At 27.1% G+C, this 19949-nt stretch carries 24 protein-coding genes and 2 riboswitches; of the genes, 19 read left to right on the forward strand and 5 right to left on the reverse strand.

Annotated features, from left to right (window positions below; all coding sequences use genetic code 11):
• The first annotated feature begins 128 nt into the window (after positions 1–128).
• The gene (locus EJL03_RS02335; RefSeq protein WP_125152352.1) at positions 129–812 is read left to right on the forward strand and encodes a PepSY domain-containing protein; all 684 of its coding nucleotides are present in this window, start codon (positions 129–131) and stop codon (positions 810–812) included.
• 81 nt (positions 813–893) lie between these two features.
• Here the strand turns inward: EJL03_RS02335 and EJL03_RS02340 are convergent, their stop codons facing one another.
• Both EJL03_RS02340 and EJL03_RS02345 read right to left on the reverse strand, forming a co-directional pair.
• Positions 894–2126, reverse strand: coding sequence for an MFS transporter (locus tag EJL03_RS02340; RefSeq protein ID WP_125152353.1), 1233 nt, complete (start codon positions 2124–2126; stop codon positions 894–896).
• A gap of 98 nt (positions 2127–2224) precedes the next feature.
• On the reverse strand, positions 2225–2425 hold the full coding sequence (locus EJL03_RS02345) for an alpha/beta-type small acid-soluble spore protein (protein ID WP_125152354.1): 201 nt from the start codon (positions 2423–2425) through the stop codon (positions 2225–2227).
• Positions 2426–2844: 419 nt separating this feature from the next.
• Between EJL03_RS02345 and EJL03_RS02350 the strand changes: the two genes are divergently transcribed.
• The 4 genes from EJL03_RS02350 to EJL03_RS02360 all read left to right on the forward strand — a co-directional run bounded on the left by EJL03_RS02350 (position 2845) and on the right by EJL03_RS02360 (position 4999).
• Complete coding sequence (locus tag EJL03_RS02350; protein ID WP_125152355.1) at positions 2845–3006, forward strand: aspartyl-phosphate phosphatase Spo0E family protein; 162 nt, start codon at positions 2845–2847, stop codon at positions 3004–3006.
• Positions 3007–3123: 117 nt separating this feature from the next.
• Positions 3124–3249, forward strand: coding sequence for a hypothetical protein (locus EJL03_RS16565; protein WP_279222052.1), 126 nt, complete (start codon positions 3124–3126; stop codon positions 3247–3249).
• A gap of 25 nt (positions 3250–3274) precedes the next feature.
• Positions 3275–3934: an undecaprenyl diphosphate synthase family protein gene (locus EJL03_RS02355; protein WP_125152356.1), complete on the forward strand. Its 660-nt coding sequence runs from the start codon at positions 3275–3277 to the stop codon at positions 3932–3934.
• 21 nt (positions 3935–3955) lie between these two features.
• Positions 3956–4999 carry an AI-2E family transporter gene (locus EJL03_RS02360; RefSeq protein ID WP_125152357.1) on the forward strand — a complete coding sequence of 348 codons (1044 nt, stop codon included), beginning with the start codon at positions 3956–3958 and terminating at the stop codon, positions 4997–4999.
• 39 nt (positions 5000–5038) lie between these two features.
• On the opposite strand, the gene EJL03_RS02365 is transcribed toward EJL03_RS02360, so the two are convergent.
• Positions 5039–6202 (reverse strand): iron-containing alcohol dehydrogenase, encoded by a 1164-nt coding sequence (locus EJL03_RS02365; protein WP_125152358.1) that lies wholly within the window; start codon positions 6200–6202, stop codon positions 5039–5041.
• A 162-nt stretch (positions 6203–6364) separates the two neighbouring features.
• Between EJL03_RS02365 and EJL03_RS02370 the strand changes: the two genes are divergently transcribed.
• The 4 genes from EJL03_RS02370 to EJL03_RS02385 all read left to right on the forward strand — a co-directional run bounded on the left by EJL03_RS02370 (position 6365) and on the right by EJL03_RS02385 (position 9840).
• Positions 6365–7663, forward strand: coding sequence for an aminotransferase class V-fold PLP-dependent enzyme (locus tag EJL03_RS02370; RefSeq protein ID WP_125152359.1), 1299 nt, complete (start codon positions 6365–6367; stop codon positions 7661–7663).
• Positions 7664–7920: 257 nt separating this feature from the next.
• Positions 7921–8439 carry a CDP-diacylglycerol--serine O-phosphatidyltransferase gene (gene pssA, locus EJL03_RS02375; RefSeq protein WP_125152360.1) on the forward strand — a complete coding sequence of 173 codons (519 nt, stop codon included), beginning with the start codon at positions 7921–7923 and terminating at the stop codon, positions 8437–8439.
• Between the two features lie 212 nt (positions 8440–8651).
• The gene (locus EJL03_RS02380) at positions 8652–9278 is read left to right on the forward strand and encodes an SGNH/GDSL hydrolase family protein (protein ID WP_125152361.1); all 627 of its coding nucleotides are present in this window, start codon (positions 8652–8654) and stop codon (positions 9276–9278) included.
• A 22-nt stretch (positions 9279–9300) separates the two neighbouring features.
• Positions 9301–9840 (forward strand): pyruvate kinase alpha/beta domain-containing protein, encoded by a 540-nt coding sequence (locus EJL03_RS02385; RefSeq protein WP_125152362.1) that lies wholly within the window; start codon positions 9301–9303, stop codon positions 9838–9840.
• Between the two features lie 71 nt (positions 9841–9911).
• Here EJL03_RS02385 and EJL03_RS02390 read toward each other — a convergent pair whose 3' ends face one another.
• A complete protein-coding gene (locus EJL03_RS02390) occupies positions 9912–10238 on the reverse strand; it encodes a hypothetical protein (protein ID WP_125152363.1) in 327 nt (108 codons plus the stop codon).
• A 706-nt stretch (positions 10239–10944) separates the two neighbouring features.
• Here EJL03_RS02390 and EJL03_RS02395 point away from each other — a divergent pair.
• The 7 genes from EJL03_RS02395 to EJL03_RS02425 all read left to right on the forward strand — a co-directional run bounded on the left by EJL03_RS02395 (position 10945) and on the right by EJL03_RS02425 (position 16973).
• The gene (locus EJL03_RS02395; protein ID WP_125152364.1) at positions 10945–11295 is read left to right on the forward strand and encodes a thioredoxin family protein; all 351 of its coding nucleotides are present in this window, start codon (positions 10945–10947) and stop codon (positions 11293–11295) included.
• Entirely contained in the window at positions 11285–11797 is a 513-nt protein-coding gene (locus EJL03_RS02400) for a hypothetical protein (RefSeq protein WP_125152365.1), read from the forward strand. The genes EJL03_RS02395 and EJL03_RS02400 overlap by 11 nt, the downstream gene beginning before the upstream one ends.
• 87 nt (positions 11798–11884) lie before the next feature.
• Positions 11885–12038, forward strand: a riboswitch (Lysine riboswitch).
• A gap of 92 nt (positions 12039–12130) precedes the next feature.
• Positions 12131–12286: riboswitch (Lysine riboswitch) on the forward strand.
• Positions 12287–12371: 85 nt separating this feature from the next.
• Positions 12372–13577, forward strand: a complete 1206-nt coding sequence (locus tag EJL03_RS02405) for an aspartate kinase (RefSeq protein WP_125152366.1) — start codon at positions 12372–12374, stop codon at positions 13575–13577.
• Positions 13578–13590: 13 nt separating this feature from the next.
• Entirely contained in the window at positions 13591–14580 is a 990-nt protein-coding gene (locus EJL03_RS02410; RefSeq protein ID WP_125152367.1) for an aspartate-semialdehyde dehydrogenase, read from the forward strand.
• Between the two features lie 134 nt (positions 14581–14714).
• A complete protein-coding gene (locus EJL03_RS02415) occupies positions 14715–15308 on the forward strand; it encodes a DUF3862 domain-containing protein (RefSeq protein WP_125152368.1) in 594 nt (197 codons plus the stop codon).
• 168 nt (positions 15309–15476) lie between these two features.
• Positions 15477–15797 carry a putative heavy metal-binding protein gene (locus EJL03_RS02420; RefSeq protein ID WP_125152369.1) on the forward strand — a complete coding sequence of 107 codons (321 nt, stop codon included), beginning with the start codon at positions 15477–15479 and terminating at the stop codon, positions 15795–15797.
• Positions 15798–16124: 327 nt separating this feature from the next.
• A complete protein-coding gene (locus EJL03_RS02425; RefSeq protein WP_125152370.1) occupies positions 16125–16973 on the forward strand; it encodes an MBL fold metallo-hydrolase in 849 nt (282 codons plus the stop codon).
• 60 nt (positions 16974–17033) lie between these two features.
• Here EJL03_RS02425 and EJL03_RS02430 read toward each other — a convergent pair whose 3' ends face one another.
• Positions 17034–17282 carry a GIY-YIG nuclease family protein gene (locus EJL03_RS02430; RefSeq protein ID WP_125152371.1) on the reverse strand — a complete coding sequence of 83 codons (249 nt, stop codon included), beginning with the start codon at positions 17280–17282 and terminating at the stop codon, positions 17034–17036.
• A 234-nt stretch (positions 17283–17516) separates the two neighbouring features.
• Between EJL03_RS02430 and EJL03_RS02435 the strand changes: the two genes are divergently transcribed.
• The 3 genes from EJL03_RS02435 to EJL03_RS02445 all read left to right on the forward strand — a co-directional run bounded on the left by EJL03_RS02435 (position 17517) and on the right by EJL03_RS02445 (position 19851).
• Positions 17517–18365, forward strand: a complete 849-nt coding sequence (locus tag EJL03_RS02435; protein ID WP_125152372.1) for a YitT family protein — start codon at positions 17517–17519, stop codon at positions 18363–18365.
• A 32-nt stretch (positions 18366–18397) separates the two neighbouring features.
• On the forward strand, positions 18398–19078 hold the full coding sequence (locus tag EJL03_RS02440; RefSeq protein ID WP_125152373.1) for a GntR family transcriptional regulator: 681 nt from the start codon (positions 18398–18400) through the stop codon (positions 19076–19078).
• Between the two features lie 167 nt (positions 19079–19245).
• Complete coding sequence (locus tag EJL03_RS02445; RefSeq protein ID WP_125152374.1) at positions 19246–19851, forward strand: LysE family translocator; 606 nt, start codon at positions 19246–19248, stop codon at positions 19849–19851.
• Positions 19852–19949 lie beyond the last annotated feature (98 nt).

The following is a 19949-nucleotide window of genomic DNA, read 5'->3' on the forward strand; positions in this document are numbered from 1 at the left end:
AATAAATAAGATGATCTCTTACTTGTATAGAGATCATCTTATTTATATATAATAATTATATGCTTTATTAGTTTAAACTATAGAATAACTATATAAATAATGTATATTATATTAGGGGATGATAATTTATGAAAATGAACAAAATATTAACTATATTTTTGAGCACTATTCTGACAATGTTACCAGCCTCCACAGTTTATGGGGAAGGATCTGTGGAGGAAAAAAATAAAAAACAGTTTAAAATTATAACAATATTTTGGGAAAAAAGTAAACATAACAATAATAAAGCAACTACTAATATAGCTTTAAAAAAATTTAATAGTTTTGAAGAAATAAATGAATTTTTTATAGAAAATATTTCGAAGTTCGGTTTAAAAAAAGGATCTCTTAAAAGTACAAAGACATTAAAAGATGAAAAAGATAGAACTTTCTATCACACAATTTATCAGATAGATAATATACCTGTTTACTATGGAAGAATAGTTTTTACTACTGAAAAAGATTGTACTATGAGCTCTATAAGCGGTAGAGTAGACACTTCATTTGAAAATGGAAATTGGGGAGACAAAATTAAGGTTTCAAAAAATATTGTTATAAAAAAAGCTAAAGACTGTGTGGAATATGAAAATATCTATAAATCAAAGGCGGACTTATTTTTATATAATTTTCAAGGAAATCCCTATGTAGTTTATTTAGTTGATTTAATTACAAATACTGGGGAGTGGAATGTTTTTGTTAATGCTGAAAATGGATCTATAATAAATAAATTTAATAATACTCCTACTATAACTAAAATTAACAAAGAAAGTTAGTTAATACTAAAAGTGAATATCATAATATTAACAAATTTTTATGATGTATAATTATAAAAAGATTAGCAATATAAAGATATTTTATCTAGCTAATCTTTTTGATTTTATATTTTTAGCTATAAGTATAATGATTAATGAGAATAGTCCTGTTAATAAACCACAAACTAAAAATCCAATAGTAACGCCTAAAGAGTTTGTTACACTGCCTGCGAAAAGATTTCCTATTGGGGTTGTACCAGCATTTAAAAGGGTATAAAAACTCATTACCCTACCTCTATATTCATCACTAGAATTTAATTGTATAGTTGAATTGGCGGTATTTAAAAATCTTAAATTGAAAAATCCTAAAAAGCAAAGTAAAATCATATCAATATAGTAGTTATTTGCGATACCTAATAGTATTAAAAATATACTTGAAAGTAAGGCACTATAAATTATTACAGATTTTTTGGGGCTATTTTTACTGTTTTTTGCTGTGGTAATAGCTCCTAATAATGAACCTAACCCCATGGCGGATAAGAGGAAGCTATAACCTTTTTCAGACTGATTAAGTACGGTTTTCGCTAAAACGGGAATCATTATGTCATTGTTCATGGCAAATGTACAAACGGCTCCCATAATTAGCATAACTGTAAATATATTCTTATTATTTATTACATATAAATAGCCTGTTTTTATATTATTAAATATGTTCATATTTTTTATATTAGTGCTAGGTAGACCTTCCTCCGTTATTTTTAATAGTCCCATAATTACAGCTAAAAAGCTTATAGTGTTTATAAGAAAGCATATATTCATACCTAAAGTATACATAATAAAACCAGATATAGCGGGACCAATTATTCTTGCTAAATTAAATATCATAGAATTTAGCCCTATAGCATTTATTAAGTGATTCTTTCCTACTAAGGATATAAAGAAGGATTGTCTAGCTGGCATATCAAATGTATTGGCTATACCTGAAATTAAAGCTAGTATTAAAACATGCCAGTATTCTATTTTATTACTCCAGACTAATATAGTGAGAAGTAAGGATTGAAACATCAATATCATTTGAGCGGTTATTATTATTTTCTTTTTAGGTAACTTGTCTATTAATACACCAGCAAATAATGATAATAGTAACATAGGCGTAAACTGAAATACTCCTACTAAACCAAGTAAAAAAGAAGATTTAGTTAAAGAATATACTAACCATGCTTGGGCAGTTTTTTGCATCCAAGTACCTATTAATGATATGCATTGGCCAAACCAAAAATATCTAAAATTTTTGTGGGTTAATGCAGGAAAAGTATTTTTAAAATAGCTATGCATATTATATCTACCTCACTAACGATTCAATACAAACATTGTAACATAATTTTTATAGTATAAAAAATACTAGACCAGCTATATTACTGGTCTAGCATCTATTATAGATTTCTTTCGTAAGCTTCTACCATTCTTCTAACCATTTCTCCACCTACTGAACCATTCTGACGAGAAGTTAAATTTCCTTTATCTACGGTGTCGTAATTTGTTATTCCTAATTCGTTAGCTACCTCCATTTTAAATCTGTTCAAACCATTTTTTGCTTCTGGAACTATTAATTTATTTGAACTATAATTTGCCATAATGCATTCCTCCTAATTATAATTTATTTGAATTTTGTTTCACTATAAGTATTTGCATATATCAACTTTTATATGATATTAAATTGGAGGAAAAAAAGTATATTAAATGTTTAATTATAATTTATTTACATTTTATAAATATTTAGTAAATAAAAGTGTTATGGATATAAAGGTATCTAAATAAAGCTTTTATTGTTTACATAAAAGAACATTTCTCTATTTATATAAAAAGTAGAATTATAGGTTTTAAAACAAAGAAGATGATATGCTTTTAGGCTTATTTTTAAAATTAGGATATAAAACCCAAATAATTAATATTGTCAGTTATTCGGGTTTTTACATTAATAAAATTAAATTTTACATAAAAGAAAGAAAGAGCCCTCCTTTTGTTGTAGTAAAAAAACGAAAGGAGGGATAGTATGGAGGAACTAATAAAGAAAATAGAAGAAGTTAGACAGGCTATGTATAAGCTTTTGGAAGAAAAAGATATATTAGATCCAGAAGTAGTAGCTTTAAGTCAATTTCTTGATGACATTTTAAACGAATACAACAATCTCTTAAAAAAATCTTATAAAGAGTAGGTATAGCAAGAATGGGAGAATAGATATATTCTCCCTATTTTTCAACTAATTATTTAATATACTAATGAATAAAACTTTTTTCTAAGGGAAAAATGTTTTTAGAAAGGAGTGTTTAAAATGGATAATGATGAAAAAAAATTATTGCAAGAGATTAAAAATGAGTTAATTGAAATGAGGGAAGTTCTTGATGAAGTAAATCGAAAAGCAGCCAATGGAGACTATACTTATAGAGAAGAGGATTAAAAAAATCTGTTTATGGGAGTGTATTATGAAAAATATAAGTTTTAAGAGGTTACCTAAACATATAGGGATAATTCCTGATGGAAATAGAAGATGGGCACAGAAACAAGGATTTGAAAAGAAAAATGGATATAAATATGGTATTGAGCCAGGGGTACAATTATTTGATACTTGTTCAAAGCTTGGAATAGATGAATTGACATTTTATGGGTTTACAAAAGACAACTGTAAAAGACCTTCGGAACAAACGGAGGAATTTAGGAAAGCTTGTGTTGAATCTGTAATGAAATTAACAGAAAAAAATTGTGAGATTTTAGTCGTGGGAGATACAAGCTCTCCTTTATTTCCAAAAGAGCTAGTTCCTTTTACCACTAGAAAAATTTTTGGAAAAGGAGGAACAAAAGCAAATTTTTTAATTAATTATGGATGGCAGTGGGATATATTTAAATATAAAAAAAATCAAGTAGATAATAAAAAACTAACCAATAATATAGCTTCCGCCGATATATCTAGAATTGATTTAATAATAAGATGGGGTAGTAGAAGAAGATTAAGTGGTTTTTTACCAATTCAATCAGTATATTCGGATTTTTACATAGTAAAAGAATTGTGGCCAGAGTTTAATATGGAACAATTATACGAGGCATTAAAGTGGTATGATAATCAAGATGTTACGTTGGGTGGGTGATGTACAGAGGAGTGTACTAGATTGTATAAAAGAATACTAAAGAGTTTAATAATAATAAATCTTGTATTAATAACAATTATATTTTTAAATAAAATAACTTTTACAAAAAAATTATTGAATTTTATATTAAAGGATTTTTTAGTGCCAATTTTAATATCTATTTTTTTTGCATATATAATAAAACCCATTAATAAAGTATTTAAAAGTAAGGGGTTTACAAATGGTAAAGCTGCGGTTTTATCATTAATTTTTTTTATATTTATAATAACAGGTATATTTTCATGGCTAGGAAAATATATAGTTGAACAATTTAATGGAATAATTACTGAATTTATAAATATAATAGGAAATCAAAATTCTGTGGACGAAATATTAAAGGAAATAGGACAATATACTAATTTAAATGTAAAAGAGATATATGTATATATTGTAGATATTATTAAAAATCATATGTATAAAATTGGTCAGGGGGTTATATTGGGTGTAACATATATACTAGACATATTTTCAAAATTACTTTTAATAGTTATAACAATTTTTTATATATTAAAAGACGGAGATAAATTCAATGAAAAAGTTGTAAATATATTTCCTATAAGATATAAAAAGGTTATAAAAAATATATTTGATCAAAGTGATGAAGTTTTATCTTGTTATGTTACTGGTCAGGCAAAAGTTGCTGTTTCATTGGCTATTATGATTTTTATTGGATATAAAACAATTAAAATGCCTAATGCATTATTTTTCTCTTTTATAACTTTTATATTAGCATTCATACCATTTATGGGCTTCTTTATTTCTATGATAATACCTGTTGTTATTGCAATTAGTATAGGATGGATTATACTTTTAAGACTTATAGCTGTATTTATGATAGTACAAACTTTAAAAGGTAGGATAGTAGTTCCTGCAATTATGGGATATACTATGGATATACATCCTATTACAGATATATTTTTAGTCATAGGGGCGGTAGCATTAGGAGGACCTGTAGCAGCTTTTGTGGTAGTTCCAATATACTCCATAGTGAAGGTTATAATTAAAAATATTAATATATCTAGTTAATTTATATTAATAATGAAAAAAGGTGGTTTAACCACCTTTTTAAAATGCTTTTTTGAATATAGCCAATACATCTTCTTTGTATAGTTTTTTAAAATTACCAATAGGACCTCTGCTAACAGCTTTAGAGGCCATTTCTTCTAGTTTATTTTTGGTGATTGAAACCTGATATAAATTTTTAGGTATACCTAAAGACACAAAGAAGTCACTTGTCTTTTTTATAGATTCCTTTGCCATAGATAGTTTATTTTCAATATCAGCAATGCCCCAAACATGTTTTCCATATTCAGCAAATTTCCATGCGTTTTTTTCATCAAGTACATACTCCATCCAATGAGGAATAAGTATTCCAAGTCCTATACCATGAGTGATATCAAAAATAGCGCTTAGTTCATGCTCCATAGCGTGGGTTGCCCAATCAGTAACTTTGCCATAAGATAAAAGCTCATTTAGTGCAAGAGAAGAAGCCCACATTAAATTAGCACGAGCATCATAGTTATTTCCGTTTTCCATAGCTATAGGTGCATTATGAATACAGGTTTTTATAATTGCCTCTGAGATTCTATCTGTTATATATGTTCCTTCTGTGTTTGAAAAATATTGTTCAAATACATGACTAATTATATCTACTGTACCAGCTGCAGTTTGTTTAGCAGGTAGTGTCATAGTGTATGTTGGGTCTAATATAGAGAATTTAGGTTTCACATAAGGACTTGATAAGGAAAGTTTTTCTTTTGTACTCCAATTACTTATAACTGCATTTCCATTCATTTCTGATCCAGTAGCTGATAAAGTAAGGATTGTACCTATAGGAAGTGCCTTTTTAATTATAGCTTTTCCTATACAAAAATCCCATGGACTACCATCATAATATACTCCTGCTGCTATTGCTTTACAACAATCTATAACACTTCCCCCACCTACAGCAAGTATTATATCTACATTATTGTTTCGGCAAAGGTCTACTCCTTTTATAACGCTAGTAAGCTTAGGGTTAGGTTCTATTCCATTTAATTCAATAAATTTTATATTATTATCACTAAAAATCTTAATTATTTCATCATAAATACCATTCTTTTTTATACTTCCTCCACCATAGGCTAAAAGGACTGTTGAACCAAATTTTTTAATACCAGATGATAAATTTTTTATCTGTCTTTTTCCAAAGTAAATTTCTGTAGGTATTGAGTATTTAAAATTTAACATTAAATCACCTCTATGATTATTATTTTATAGAATATATTCACCTTACATTATAACTTATATATACAAAATATAAACTAAAAAATTATAAAATACTAAAATTTTAATGGTTACTTTCAGTTAATTATCATAGTATATATAAAGGACTATTTAGGAGTGGTAATTATGAATGAATATAGAAGTCTAATATATGGAGTAAATATGCCTGTGAAGATTGCTTGTGGAAATTATGTTATATATACAAATTTTGATAATGCAGCCACCACTCCACCTTTTGTAACAGTTGCTGAAGATGTGATGGAATTTTTGCCTTACTATTCTTCTATTCATAGGGGCATGGGGTATAAATCACAATTTTCAACAAAGGTTTATGAAGAGGGGAGAAAAGCGGTAGCTGATTTTATTGGTGTAGATAGAGAAAAAAATACTATAATATTTGTAAAAAATACCACGGAAGCTATAAATAAATTATCAAATATGTTATATGAAAAATATGATGATTCCATAATTTTATCAACGGAAATGGAACACCATTCTAATGATTTACCTTGGCGAAAATTTGATATTGATTATATAAAAGTAGATGATAATGGAGTATTATTATTATCGGATTTAGAAAATAAATTAAAAAAATATGAAGGTAAGGTTAAGTTGGTTGCGGTTACAGGTGCATCAAATGTTACAGGATATAAAAACAATATTTATGAAATAGCTAAGCTTACCCACTATTATGGAGCACAGATATTTGTAGATGGTGCCCAACTAGTACCCCACAGTAAAGTAATTATGAAAGGGCATAAAGAAAATGATCATATAGACTATTTAGCATTTTCAGCTCATAAGATGTATGCGCCATTTGGTATTGGAGTGTTAATTGCTCCTAAAGATGAATTTGATGATATAGAACCAGATTATAAAGGTGGGGGTACTGTAGATGTAGTTACTCACAATAGTATAAAGTGGAATAATACACCTGAAAAAGATGAGGCAGGATCACCAAATGTAGTAGGGGTTTTAGCTTTACAATCATCTATTAACACATTAAGAACTTTAAGAATGGACAACATTAGGTTGTATGAAGAACAAATATTTAGATATGCATTTAGTAGACTCAGAAGGATTTCTGAAATCACAATCTATACCGGATACCATAAATCATCTGTAGCTATAATACCATTTAACATTAAAGGAATATATCATGAAACATTGGCTAAAATTCTTTCTTACGAATTTGGAATTGCAGTACGAAGTGGATGTTTTTGTGCTCAACCATATATTCAAAAACTGTTAAATATATCCGAGGAAGAAACAAAAATGATAGTAGAAAATGGTGGAAAAAGACCTGGTATGGTTAGACTGAGTTTTTCTTTATACAATACTTTTGAAGAAATAGATTATTTAATTTATGCACTTGAAACAATAATATCAAATAAAGGTTGGTATTTGAATATCTATAATAGATAATATTAAAACTGTCTCAAATATTTTGAGACAGTTTTTTTATGATAAATAGATTATCTATAAATTTAAAGTAAATTTAAGGTTTGCATAAGAATTACATAAGATGCGTCTAGTATAATCAAAATTAAGTTAAGTATTATGCAAACTTGCTTATATTTAACAATAATAGTATAATTAATATTAAGTTTTAAAAAATTTAAATAGGTCTTATATGTAATTATCTATAGTTTAGTAAATTTATTTATGAAAGGAAGATAAAAATGTCTAGGTTTAAAAGTTCGATACCAAATATATTTACCTTTGGTAATTTAGCTTGTGGAGTTATGTCTCTTTTAATGACTTTTGAAGAAAATTATATGTTGGCAAGCATATTTATAATTTGTGCGGCACTTGCAGATAGATATGATGGAAGGGTAGCTAGATTTTTAAACGTGTCTAGTGAAATAGGAAAAGAATTGGATTCTTTAGCAGATTTAGTGTCCTTTGGAGTAGCACCGTCCATATTGATCTATAATATGTACAGTTTAAGTGAAAAAGGACTTTTAGGATATTTGTTATTGTTAATTTTCCCACTTGCAGGAGCATATAGACTTGCTAGGTATAATGTTACTAGTTTTGATGGAGTTTTTACTGGGATTCCTATAACCATAGCAGGTATGATTTTAGCAGTATTTTGTTTAACTTCAACTTATAGATTAGCAAATTTAAGTGTAACTTTAATATTAGTTGTACTTTTATCATATCTTATGGTTAGTAAATTAAGTTTCAAAAAGGTATAAATTTAGATATAACATACGTTGAGTAAAAAATCATATAAGAAAAGCTTAAGGACAAGTTTCACCTTAAGCTTTTTTTAATTATGTTCATTCAATATTTTAGGTAGCATTGTATACTATTCTTTAAATGATATAATAAAACTGGTAATAAAAATTGTTTTTATGAAACTAAGAGCTATTAGGAAAAATGTATAAATATAAAAGTAGGTGTTAACATGAAAACTATATTGTGTTATGGTGATTCTAATACTTGGGGGTATAACCCACTAGATGGCAGTAGATATAAAAAGAAAATCAGATGGACAAATATTTTGCAAGAGGAGCTTGGAAGTGAGTATGATATAATATCAGAAGGATTAAATGGGAGAACTACTGTTTGGGATGATCCTATAGAAGGTGAGTTTAAAAATGGGAAGAAGCATATACTCACTTGTTTAAATTCCCATAAACCTATAGATTTAGTTATTATTTTTTTAGGAACTAATGATTTGAAATATAAATTTTCATTAACTACCTATGACATAGGAAAATCTGTTGAAGTTATGGTAAATATAGTAAATAAAAGCGAGTGTGGTATAAATTGTAACTCACCGGAAGTTTTAGTTATAATTCCTCCAATGCTAGGAAAAAGAAGTGAGGAAACATTACTTTTCAAAGATGCTTATAGTAAAAGTTTAGAGTTTTCAAAACAGTTTAATAATATTTTAAAAGGTAAGTGTTATTTGTTAAATGCATCCGATTTTATTATATGTAGTAGTATAGACGGGATACATTTAGAAAAAGAGGCTCATTTTATATTAGGAAAAGCTGTTGCTAATAATGTAAAAAATATTTGTAAATAGATTAAAAATTAGGAGGGGTAATATGTATTTTAAAAATCAAGGAGTAGAAAATACTGAAAACACTATTAAATTAGCTGTAGATACAGCTAAAAAAAGAGGAATTAAGTATATTGTAGTGGCTTCTCATGAAGGAGATACAGCTAAATTATTAAAAAATTGTGGATTAAATATAGTGGTAATTACTCATGCGTTTGGTCATAAAATCTTAGGTGAAAATGAAATGAGAGAAGATGTAAAAAAAGAATTACAATCTTTCGGCTTTAAGGTGTATACTTCTTCACATGTGCTTTCAGGAGCAGAGAGAGCTATTTCTATAAAGTTTGGAGGGGTATCTCCTGTAGAAATTGTAGCTTATACATTAAGAATGTTTGGCCAAGGGACAAAAGTGGCGGTTGAAATTTCAACTATGGCTTTAGATGCAGGATTAGTTCCTTTTGATGAAGACATAATAGCTATAGGTGGGTCAGGAAAAGGTGCAGATACTGCAGTTATAATTCGTCCGGCGAATGCTATGGATATATTTAATACAAGGATTAAAGAAATTATCTGTAAACCACTATAACATAAAAATAAATGGTACAAGTTTATACTTGCACCATCTATTTTTGAAATTTTAATATACTAAAATCTATATTACCATGACGAGTTTATTTTTCCTTTTAGTGCTTTCATACGTCCATTTACATAATTAAGAAGATCTTGTTTATTATTTTTAACATGAGATGGAGCATTGGACACTATAGAAATAATATCTAGTTTATTCCCTTTTACAGTTTGGGATATTTCATAGGCTAGATATCTATTTTTTACCTTCCAATAAGTGGTGTTAAATTCATCCGCTTGTCTTTTATTATAGTATCCTTTTTCGATACCAAATTGAAATAAATCTGCTGCTGCTTCTAACTCCTCTATATCTGCAGCTGTTAAAGTTTCATCGATTAGAACTTGAAATGTCTTCATTCTAGCACCCCTTCTTAGTAATATAATATAGTTTAAGCGTATATGGTGTTTCATATACTGGAACATTTTAGACAAAATACAACGCAAAAATATTTATTGTTATATATAATTGAAGAAACTGACCAAGAGTAATTATAATATAATTTTTTAAAAATATAAATATATTATTTGTATTTTTTTTAATATATACATATTTTTTATTAAATAAAAGAATGCATGTAGGAAATTATTTAAAATAAAATATAAAAGCAAATAGAAATATATCTATTTGTTTTTATTTAATATGAATTTAAAATTGTAATTCATTGAATAGTTATATTATATTTTACAAGCTAAATTTAATGAGGAGTAAATGTTTTAGAGAAATTTTTATATTTAATATCTTAATAATATAAATATATATAACAAAGATGTGTTTGAAAGTTTTAAGTAGGATAATAAAAACATATGTATTTCATAGATAAAGATAATATATCCAAAAGTGATTTTAATCTTATTATCTTTGATATAAATTAATTTATTTAGCAAAGATAAAAAACTATTAAATATAATGAAACTATGTTAGGCTTTAATACAGTATTAAAATATATGGAGTTTATTAAGAGGTATAGTGCAATAATATATAAATATAAAGTTAAAATTGCCATAGTCATTAAATATTAAAGTAAATATTGTGATATAATTATAAAAAATAAGGAGGACTAACATGAGGATATTAAATTCTTTAGAAGATATTGATATGTTTATTAAAGACAATAGTGTAACAATCTTGTATTTTTCTTCATTAAAATGTGGTGTGTGCACTACTGTTTTATTGAAAATTAAAGAGATAATTAATGAATATTCTAATTTGAAAATTGGGAAAATAGAAATTGATGAAGTTAAAGAAGCAATTGGAAGGTTTAATGTTTTTACTATACCATGTATTCTTGTATTTTTTCAAGAAAAAGAAATTATACGACAAGCAAGATTTATAAATATTAAAGAATTTAAAGAAAAACTAAATAGATTCTATAAATTAATTGTTAGTAATGGAGGTATTAAATATGAATCATAATACCATATTTTATGTATTAGCTTTTATATTTGCAGTAAGTATTATATTGTGTATACTTAAAAAAGTAGCAAAACTTATAATATTTATTTTGTTAATATTCTTTGTTTATACTTCTGTTAAGGGACTTATGGCAGGAAAGACCCCTATTGATATATTTAATTCAACAAAATCTGATGCTATTTATACAAAGGATTTATTCAACTACAGCGGCAAGGTAAAACAAGCAGTTCAAAATAGTATTAATGCTATAGACAATAGATCCATAACTGTTCTTAAACAGGAAAATAAAAATTTACACAAGTATTTAAATGAGGTGGTTAATTTATCATATGAAGATGAAATGAGAGCAATTCACCATAAGTATTGTGGGTATTTAAAGGGAATAGTTTCTTCTTCTGATATGGCAGTTAATACAGGAAATTTTACTGAGAATACAGCAACTAGTATTCAGCAAGCTAATGATAGATTAGGCGAATATTTAAAAACTCTTAAGGGTTTTTAAGATAAAAAAAGAAAATATTGACTAAAAAAATTTTCTCTGATATAATCAATACAATGTAATTTGGAATTTAAAACTGAATATATAAACAGTGTGATATAGAGGCCGCAACTGCCATTAGTACTTTTATTTAAGGAAAGGGGTAATTGCCGAAGTATACAACCGTATATTGGGACTATGCTAAATAAGTATAGTACTGTCTTCAAAGAATAGCCCAATTTTTTGAAGGGGTGCTTATCACATTGGGGCAAAAGGTTTAAAATAAACAGTTATGAGTAGTACCTTTTGCTTATAACTGTTTTTTTATAATATTTTATAAATTGAATATCAGGATTAAAGTATGATATAGAGGCTGCAGTCGTCATTAGTACTTTTAACTAAGGAAAGGGATAACTGCCGAAATATACAAACTGTATATTGGGATTATGCTAAATAAGCATAGTACTGTCTTTAAAAAATTGCCCAGTTTTTAATGAAGTGCTTATCATACTTGGGCAAAAGGCATTGATTTTAAACAGTAATGAACCCTTTTGCTCATTGCTGTTTTTTATATTTTAAATTTAAAGGGGGAATTCATTTGGCTTTAGTAGTTCAAAAGTATGGAGGTAGTTCTGTTGCTACCATTGATAAGATGAAAGATGTTGCTAAGAGAATAATTAAAGAAAAGGATAAAGGCAATGATGTAATTGTAGTGGTTTCAGCAATGGGAAAAAGTACAGATCGACTTATAGAAATGTCAAGACAAGCTTCTTCAAATCCAAGTAAGAGAGAGATGGATATGCTTATGTCTACAGGAGAACAAGTATCTATATCATTACTGTCAATGGTACTTTCAGACTATGGATATGATGCAGTTTCTCTTACGGGATTTCAAGCTGGAATAAAGACACAAGGGGTACACACTAAAAACCATATTTCAGATATAGATGTTAAAAAGATTAAAAAGTATTTAGAAGCGGGTAAAATAATAGTGGTAGCTGGATTTCAAGGTATGAATAATCAAGGTGATATAACGACTTTAGGAAGAGGTGGATCAGATACAACCGCAGTAGCTTTGGCAGCAAAATTAAATTGTCTTTGTAAAATATATACAGATGTAGATGGAATATATGATGTGGATCCAAGGTTATATCCTGAAGCTAAAAAACTTGATAGCATAAGTTATGAGGAAATGATGGAAATGGCTAGTTTAGGAGCAGGAGTTATGGAAACTAGGGCAGTAGAAATCGCATGTAAATATAATATACCGATTTATGTGGCGTCAAGTAAAGAAAATAAAATGGGAACTTATATAAAGGAGTATGATGAAAGTATGGAAGGAAAAGCTATTACAGGACTTACAGTTAGTGATGATGTACTTATGGTTACTATTAATAATGTATCATATAAGGCTAAAAATATAGCCTTAATATTTGAAAAATTGGCAAAATACAATGTTAATATTGATATGATAAGTCAAACAGCACCTATTAACGGATATGTTAATGTCTCTTTTACTACATCTAAAGAAGAAATACAATATATAAATGAAATAACAAAAGAGTTAAAAGAATGTATAGGTGACATTGAAGTGTCTAAAGATATAGATATAACTAAGGTATCAGTTATAGGTATAGGTATGATGAAACAATCAGGAGTTGCAGCCAATGTGTTTAAAATATTTGCAGATAATAATATTGAATTTAAACAGGTAACTACTTCTGAAATAAGTATTTCTTATACAATTGAGTCAGAGGATAAAGAAAAGGCTGTAACAATTTTAGCTAGAGAATTAAATTTATAGGAGGTATTTAATAATGAATTATAATGTTGCTGTGGTAGGTTGTACAGGAATGGTAGGCAGAAAATTTTTAGAGATTTTAGAAGAGAGAGCGTTTCCCATAGAAAATTTATATCTTTTTGCTTCTTCTAGATCAGCTGGAAAGATTATAAAGTTTAAAAATTATAAATATACTGTAGAAGAATTGAATGAGAATAATATAAAAAGTAAGAAGATAGATTTTGCACTATTTTCTGCAGGAGGTAGTGTTAGTTTAAAATTTGCACCTATCTTCGTTAATTATGGAGCTACTGTTATAGATAATAGTAGTGCTTGGAGAATGGATCCTAATGTACCTTTGATAGTTCCAGAAGTGAATCCAGAGGATATAAAATTAAGTAAGGGGATCATTGCTAACCCTAATTGCTCTACAATACAAGCTGTTGTTGCTTTAAAACCATTGAATGATAAATATAAACTTAAAAGAATAATTTATTCTACATATCAAGCAGTTTCTGGTGCAGGAGTTGCTGGATATACAGATTTGAAAGAAGGGTATCATGGACAAACACCTAAAAAATTTCCATATGCTATAGCAGGAAATGTACTTCCTCATATTGATTCTTTTTTAGAAGATGGGTATACGAAAGAGGAAATGAAAATGATAAATGAGACAAAAAAAATATTTCATAATGACAATTTAAAAGTAACTGCAACTACTGTTAGAGTGCCTGTATTCAATTCACATAGCGAAAGTATAAATATTGAATTAGAAAACGAATTTCAGATAGAAGAAATTTTAAATTTATATAAGAATTTTAATGGAATTAAGTTAAAGGATAATGTGAAAAATTTAGAATATCCTATGCCTATAGATGCATCAGGGAATGATGAGGTCTATGTAGGAAGGATAAGACGTGATTTTAGTATAAATAATGGGTTGAATTTATGGGTAGTAGCTGATAATATAAGAAAAGGAGCGGCACTTAATGCAATTCAAATTGCAGAATGCATAATAAATAATTAATATAAAATAAAAACAGGATAAATATTTATCCTGTTTTTATTTATGGGAAAGAGGTTAATAAAATTATTATATTTACATAATGTACGTATATTTGGTATAATTAAATAGAATTTTTTAACAGGGGAGGAGATTCAATGAAAGAACAAAAGAAAAAAAATTATAAAAAGTGGTGGTTTTGGTTACTAATAATTGTTATAGTAGGAGGAATTGTTGTTAATTTAGGTGGTGAAAATGATAAGGTGAAAAATAAATCTTCCAAAAGTCAAAGTTCTAAAAATAAAAAAGAGGATATAAAAGTTAACTATGATAACTTTATTAAGATTAAAATGGGATCAACTTTACAGGAGGCAATTGCTATATTAGGAGAAGGAAAAGAACAAAGTTCTTCAGAAATTTCCGGAATAAAAACTGTAATGTATAATTGGAATGGTATTGGTATAAGTAATATGAATATAACAATACAAAATGGAAAAGTAACAGGGAAATCTCAGGTTGGTCTTAAAAAGATGGATGCAAATGTATCATTAGAAAAGTATAATAAACTTAAAAATGGCATGTCCTATGATGAAGTAAAAGCTATATTAGGAGAGGGACAAATATTATCTCAAAGTAAAGTAATGAATTCAGAATCCATTATTTATAGTTGGATGAATAAAAATGGCTCTAATTTAAATTGTACTTTTTCTAATGGGAAATTACTGTCAAAAGCACAATTTAATCTAAAATAAAAGAAAACTATACCTTAAAGTGGATATATATTTTAGGGTATAGTTATTTAATTATATATAGAGTTTATCAATTGAAATCATTAAGAATAATTGTAAGTTTGATAATTTAATAAGATATAGTAATTAATTAAAGAAAAATATATAATATAAATATAAGGGAGGAATATAATGATATCTACAACAACAAATTCAATAGAAGGAAAAAGAGTACTTGAATATAAAGGGATAGTTTTTGGTGAAGTGGTATCCGGAATAAATGTAATTAAAGATTTTGCAGCAGGATTAACTAATTTTTTTGGGGGACGTTCAAAATCCTATGAGGGAGAGCTAATTGAAGCTAGAGAAAATGCATTAAGAGAAATGGAAAAAAGGGCTTTATCTATTGGAGCCAATGCAGTGGTTGGAGTGAAAATTGATTATGAGGTATTAGGAGCACAAGGAGATATGCTTATGGTTACTGCATCTGGTACAGCGGTACTGGTAGCATAGATAAATAAACTCTTAAAAAAGTGTAGTTATTTTTATGCTTTTATTAAGAGTTTATAATAATTTTAAAAGTAAAATATTTAAAGGGTAATAGAGAAGATTTATATTTTCAATTATATATTCTTGTATAAAGATATATGGATATACTTTGGATATTCACTAATGAAAAATGAGAGAATGTAAATGAATTTCAATTAGTATAAATGTTAACTGGATTTGTCTAGACAAAATAAAGATAGCAAGTATATTTGGGAAATAATTAAAAGAAATTTAAATGTTAATTGATGATAAATAATAATATATTAGATTTTTATAGAATAGAGGGTTAATATGAAGATAATTTCGCTTATGGATAATTTAAAAGGGAATTATAATAATTTATATAATGAACATGGGTTATCATTATATATAGAAAAGGACAATAAAAAGATTCTTTTTGATACGGGAAGATCGGATAAATTTATTTATAATGCAAGTATATTAGGAGTCTCTCTAAAAGATATTGATGCTGTAATAATTTCTCATGGACATTGTGATCATGGAGGTGGGCTTAATAGTTTTTTAAAGTTAAATAGTAAAGCAAAGATTTATATTAAAAGGGAGTGTCTAAAGGAGTATTATTTTAAAGTAGGACTTTTTAGAAATAATATAAGTATTAGTAAAAAAGTTTTTCAGGAATATTCAGATAGAATTATATATATAGATAATTTAACACAGATATTAAATGGGGTATATATTATCACAGATATTCAAAAATATTATGATATTCCCAGGGGAAATAAATATCTTAAAGTTAAAGAAAAAGGTAAATTAATACAAGATGATTTTAATCATGAGTTGATTATGGTCATTAAAGAGAAAAGTAAAGCATGTGTATTTACAGGGTGTTCTCATAACGGAGTTATTAATATGGTGAGGACAGTTAAAGAGAATTTTAGACAGGTGGAAATTAAGGTGCTCATAGGAGGATTTCATTTGGTAAAATTACCTGCAATAAATTTTTACTTTTCTTTTGAAAAAAGTATTATATATATTATAAATATGATAATCGATCAGGAAATAGAAAAAATTTATACCGCGCATTGTACAGGCGAAAAATCCTATAAAAGGTTTAAGAGTATACTTAAGGATAAAATTGAATATATAAAATTAGGAGAAGAAATTAATATTAGATTATAAAATAGAAATAATTTGTGCTTAGGGTATGGTTAATTAATTGTAAGAACATACCTTTGTATTTTATAAGATTCTATTTGCTATTAATAGTAATTTTTTTTCTCTAGTAAATTTTTTTATTGCATATTCTCTTTTCTGAGCAGAAATTTTATTTTCGTATTTTTCATAATAAACAAGTTTTATTGGCAGTCTGCATCTAGTATATTTTGCACCTTTACCTTTAGAGTGAGTTTCTATCCTTTTATTTAGGTTGTTTGTCCATCCAGTATAAAGGGTACTATCTGAACACTGGAGTATATAAACATAACACATAAGGTACTCCTTTCAAATCGTTTTAATTTCTAAATATAATATATAGTGAAATTGTTAATATTTCAACACTTAAATCACAAAGTTAGTTTGAGAAAATAGAATATAATATAAGTAATAAAAATAATTTAGGGTTTATTATAACATGTTTACAAATTAGTTATATGCATTTAAAATAAACAATGTAGTTCTGAATTGTACTACATTATTGAACAATAATAAAGGGGGACATGAAGTATGAAAAATAAAATAAAGGAATACTTATTAATAAATTTTGGTTTACTTTTGGTTGCAGTACCTATATATTTTATATTAGCCCCTAATTCTTTAGCCCCAGGTGGAATCAGTGGTCTTGCAATTATAATTAATCATTTTTTACCTAAAGTGCCTGTAGGAGCTTTAATGATGGCTATTGATTTAGTGTTATTTATTATAGGGGTAATTTTTATAGGGTTTGGTTTTGGGGCAAAAACGATATATTCTAGTTTTACTTTATCAGGAATGGTTATTATTTTGCAAAAAATTAATCCTGTACCGAAACCTTTTTCTCATGATATACTTACTCAACTTATATTTGGAACTTGTATGTCTGCCGTAGGAATGGCTATTGTATTTCAACAAAATGCTTGTACGGGAGGAACAGATATTATTGCCAAAATATTAAATAAATATTTTCATATTAATCTTGGGAAAGGGGTATTAATTTGTGATATAGGTATAGCTATATTTTCAGGAGTTATTTTTGGAATTGAAAGTGCTATGTATGGAGTTTTAGGAGTATTATTTAGTGGAATAACAATTGATAAGGTTATCCAAAGTTTAACTATAAATAAAGAAGTAGTAATCATAAGTAATAGAAGTGTACAAATTAAACAATATGTAGTAAGTGAAATTGAAAGAGGGGCAACTATCTATGTAGCTAAAGGAGCTTTTACAAATGAGGAAAAGGAGGTTATAAGAACAATCGTAACTAAAAAGGAATTTTCTAAATTAAGGAAGTATATAAAAACAGTAGATGAGAATGCCTTTATTACAGTGAATCATATTCATGAAACCTTCGGAGAAGGATTTTTAAATATAAGATAAGGTGGTTTATTTTTAAAAAGGAGAGAGTTTTAATGGAAAACAAACCTAAAAAATCTATGGAGCAGGTAGTTTATGAAACTTTAAAAGAGGCAATTTTAAATAGGACATTAGCTCCTGGGATTCAACTTGTTGAAAGTACAATATCAGATAGGATGAAAGTTAGTAGGACTCCAATAAGAAATGCCATTAAAAGATTATATATAGATGGTTTTGTAACGATAATTCCTAATAAAGGTGCTTTTATTATACAGCCATCAGTAGATGAAATTATACAAGCATATAAAATAAGGGGAGAATTAGAATGTATAGCATTAAGATTTGGTATAGATAAATTAGAAAAAAGGGATGTTAATACACTAAAGGGGCTTGTAAAAAAAGAAGTTGAACAATTAAAAAAACAAGACATATTTAAATATTTCACTATTAATAAGGAATTTCATATGATGTTAGCTAGGAAGAGTGGGAATAAATATTTAATTGAGTTCATGGAAAAAATAATTAATCAGATTATTATTTATCTACTATTGTATGATGCATTTTATAATAGTAGTTTGCAATTTCCTAGCATAAATGATCATAAACAGATGATTGAACTTATTGATAAAAAAGACGTTAAATCTTTAGAAGTTTTGATTAAGGATCATATAATTAGCAGTTTAAATGACCTTCAAATTGATAAAATTAAATATAAGTCCTTAAATGAAATATTTTAGCAATAGAAATATGGAAGTATTTCTCAGGAAATAAAAATAGGGTAATAGTAATATAGTAATATAGGGACGGTTAACAAATAAAATAATTAATTAGTTTACTTGTTATATTTCTTAGGAAATATGTGATAAAAGAAGAAAAGCTAAATTTTAAATAAAAGGAGAATTAAATGGATACTGCATTGATAAAGGGCATAATAATAGGGTTTTCTATAGCTGCTCCCGTTGGGGCAATAGGTGTACTATGTATAAGACGAACTTTGGCATATGGATGGGAATGTGGATTTTTTTCAGGATTAGGAGCAGCAACGGCAGATGCTATATACGGAAGTATTGCCGCGTTGGGGATTACAGTTATATCTGATTTTTTAATTAAACAAGTATTTTGGCTTCAATTTATAGGGGGAATATTTTTATTATATTTAGGTATAAAGACTTTTTTATCCAAGCCTAGAGAAGATCATAATAGTGAAGTTCCTAAGGTTACTAATGTATACGTATCTACCCTATTTCTTACAATTACGAATCCAATGACTATAGTTAGTTTTACAGGGATTTTTGCAGGTGTGGGAATAGCAAGTACTAATAATTATAAACATTCTATGTTGTTAGTACTTGGAGTGTTTTTAGGTTCTGTATTATGGTGGGTTATATTAAGTACAAGTATTTCTATTTTTAGAAATAAAATTGGATTTAGAATATTGAATTTAATTAATAAGATATCTGGAATTATAATTATAGTTTTTGCAATGGTGTGTTTTACAAAAATTATTTAATTATACGTTTTAATACTCAACAAATAAACAACTTTATATAAAATATATAATTTTATAAGATGAATACTAGATAAATTGGATTATTTTCATAAATGTTT

It is taken from the genome of Clostridium rectalis, from assembly GCF_900626095.1.
GTDB lineage: Bacteria > Bacillota > Clostridia > Clostridiales > Clostridiaceae > Clostridium_AS > Clostridium_AS rectalis.

Coding starts and splice junctions, on each gene's coding strand:
- EJL03_RS02435 (WP_125152372.1), top strand. CDS start 17,517: ATGAAAAATAAAATAAAGGAATACTTATTAATAAATTTTGGTTTACTT.
- EJL03_RS02365 (WP_125152358.1), bottom strand. CDS start 6,202: ATGTTAAATTTTAAATACTCAATACCTACAGAAATTTACTTTGGAAAA.
- EJL03_RS02340 (WP_125152353.1), bottom strand. CDS start 2,126: ATGCATAGCTATTTTAAAAATACTTTTCCTGCATTAACCCACAAAAAT.
- EJL03_RS02400 (WP_125152365.1), top strand. CDS start 11,285: ATGAATCATAATACCATATTTTATGTATTAGCTTTTATATTTGCAGTA.
- EJL03_RS02395 (WP_125152364.1), top strand. CDS start 10,945: ATGAGGATATTAAATTCTTTAGAAGATATTGATATGTTTATTAAAGAC.
- EJL03_RS02335 (WP_125152352.1), top strand. CDS start 129: ATGAAAATGAACAAAATATTAACTATATTTTTGAGCACTATTCTGACA.
- EJL03_RS02410 (WP_125152367.1), top strand. CDS start 13,591: ATGAATTATAATGTTGCTGTGGTAGGTTGTACAGGAATGGTAGGCAGA.
- EJL03_RS02385 (WP_125152362.1), top strand. CDS start 9,301: ATGTATTTTAAAAATCAAGGAGTAGAAAATACTGAAAACACTATTAAA.
- EJL03_RS02415 (WP_125152368.1), top strand. CDS start 14,715: ATGAAAGAACAAAAGAAAAAAAATTATAAAAAGTGGTGGTTTTGGTTA.
- EJL03_RS02425 (WP_125152370.1), top strand. CDS start 16,125: ATGAAGATAATTTCGCTTATGGATAATTTAAAAGGGAATTATAATAAT.
- EJL03_RS02430 (WP_125152371.1), bottom strand. CDS start 17,282: ATGTGTTATGTTTATATACTCCAGTGTTCAGATAGTACCCTTTATACT.
- EJL03_RS02345 (WP_125152354.1), bottom strand. CDS start 2,425: ATGGCAAATTATAGTTCAAATAAATTAATAGTTCCAGAAGCAAAAAAT.
- EJL03_RS02420 (WP_125152369.1), top strand. CDS start 15,477: ATGATATCTACAACAACAAATTCAATAGAAGGAAAAAGAGTACTTGAA.
- EJL03_RS16565 (WP_279222052.1), top strand. CDS start 3,124: ATGGATAATGATGAAAAAAAATTATTGCAAGAGATTAAAAATGAGTTA.
- EJL03_RS02390 (WP_125152363.1), bottom strand. CDS start 10,238: ATGAAGACATTTCAAGTTCTAATCGATGAAACTTTAACAGCTGCAGAT.
- EJL03_RS02440 (WP_125152373.1), top strand. CDS start 18,398: ATGGAAAACAAACCTAAAAAATCTATGGAGCAGGTAGTTTATGAAACT.
- EJL03_RS02445 (WP_125152374.1), top strand. CDS start 19,246: ATGGATACTGCATTGATAAAGGGCATAATAATAGGGTTTTCTATAGCT.
- EJL03_RS02350 (WP_125152355.1), top strand. CDS start 2,845: ATGGAGGAACTAATAAAGAAAATAGAAGAAGTTAGACAGGCTATGTAT.
- EJL03_RS02380 (WP_125152361.1), top strand. CDS start 8,652: ATGAAAACTATATTGTGTTATGGTGATTCTAATACTTGGGGGTATAAC.
- pssA (WP_125152360.1), top strand. CDS start 7,921: ATGTCTAGGTTTAAAAGTTCGATACCAAATATATTTACCTTTGGTAAT.
- EJL03_RS02370 (WP_125152359.1), top strand. CDS start 6,365: ATGAATGAATATAGAAGTCTAATATATGGAGTAAATATGCCTGTGAAG.
- EJL03_RS02355 (WP_125152356.1), top strand. CDS start 3,275: ATGAAAAATATAAGTTTTAAGAGGTTACCTAAACATATAGGGATAATT.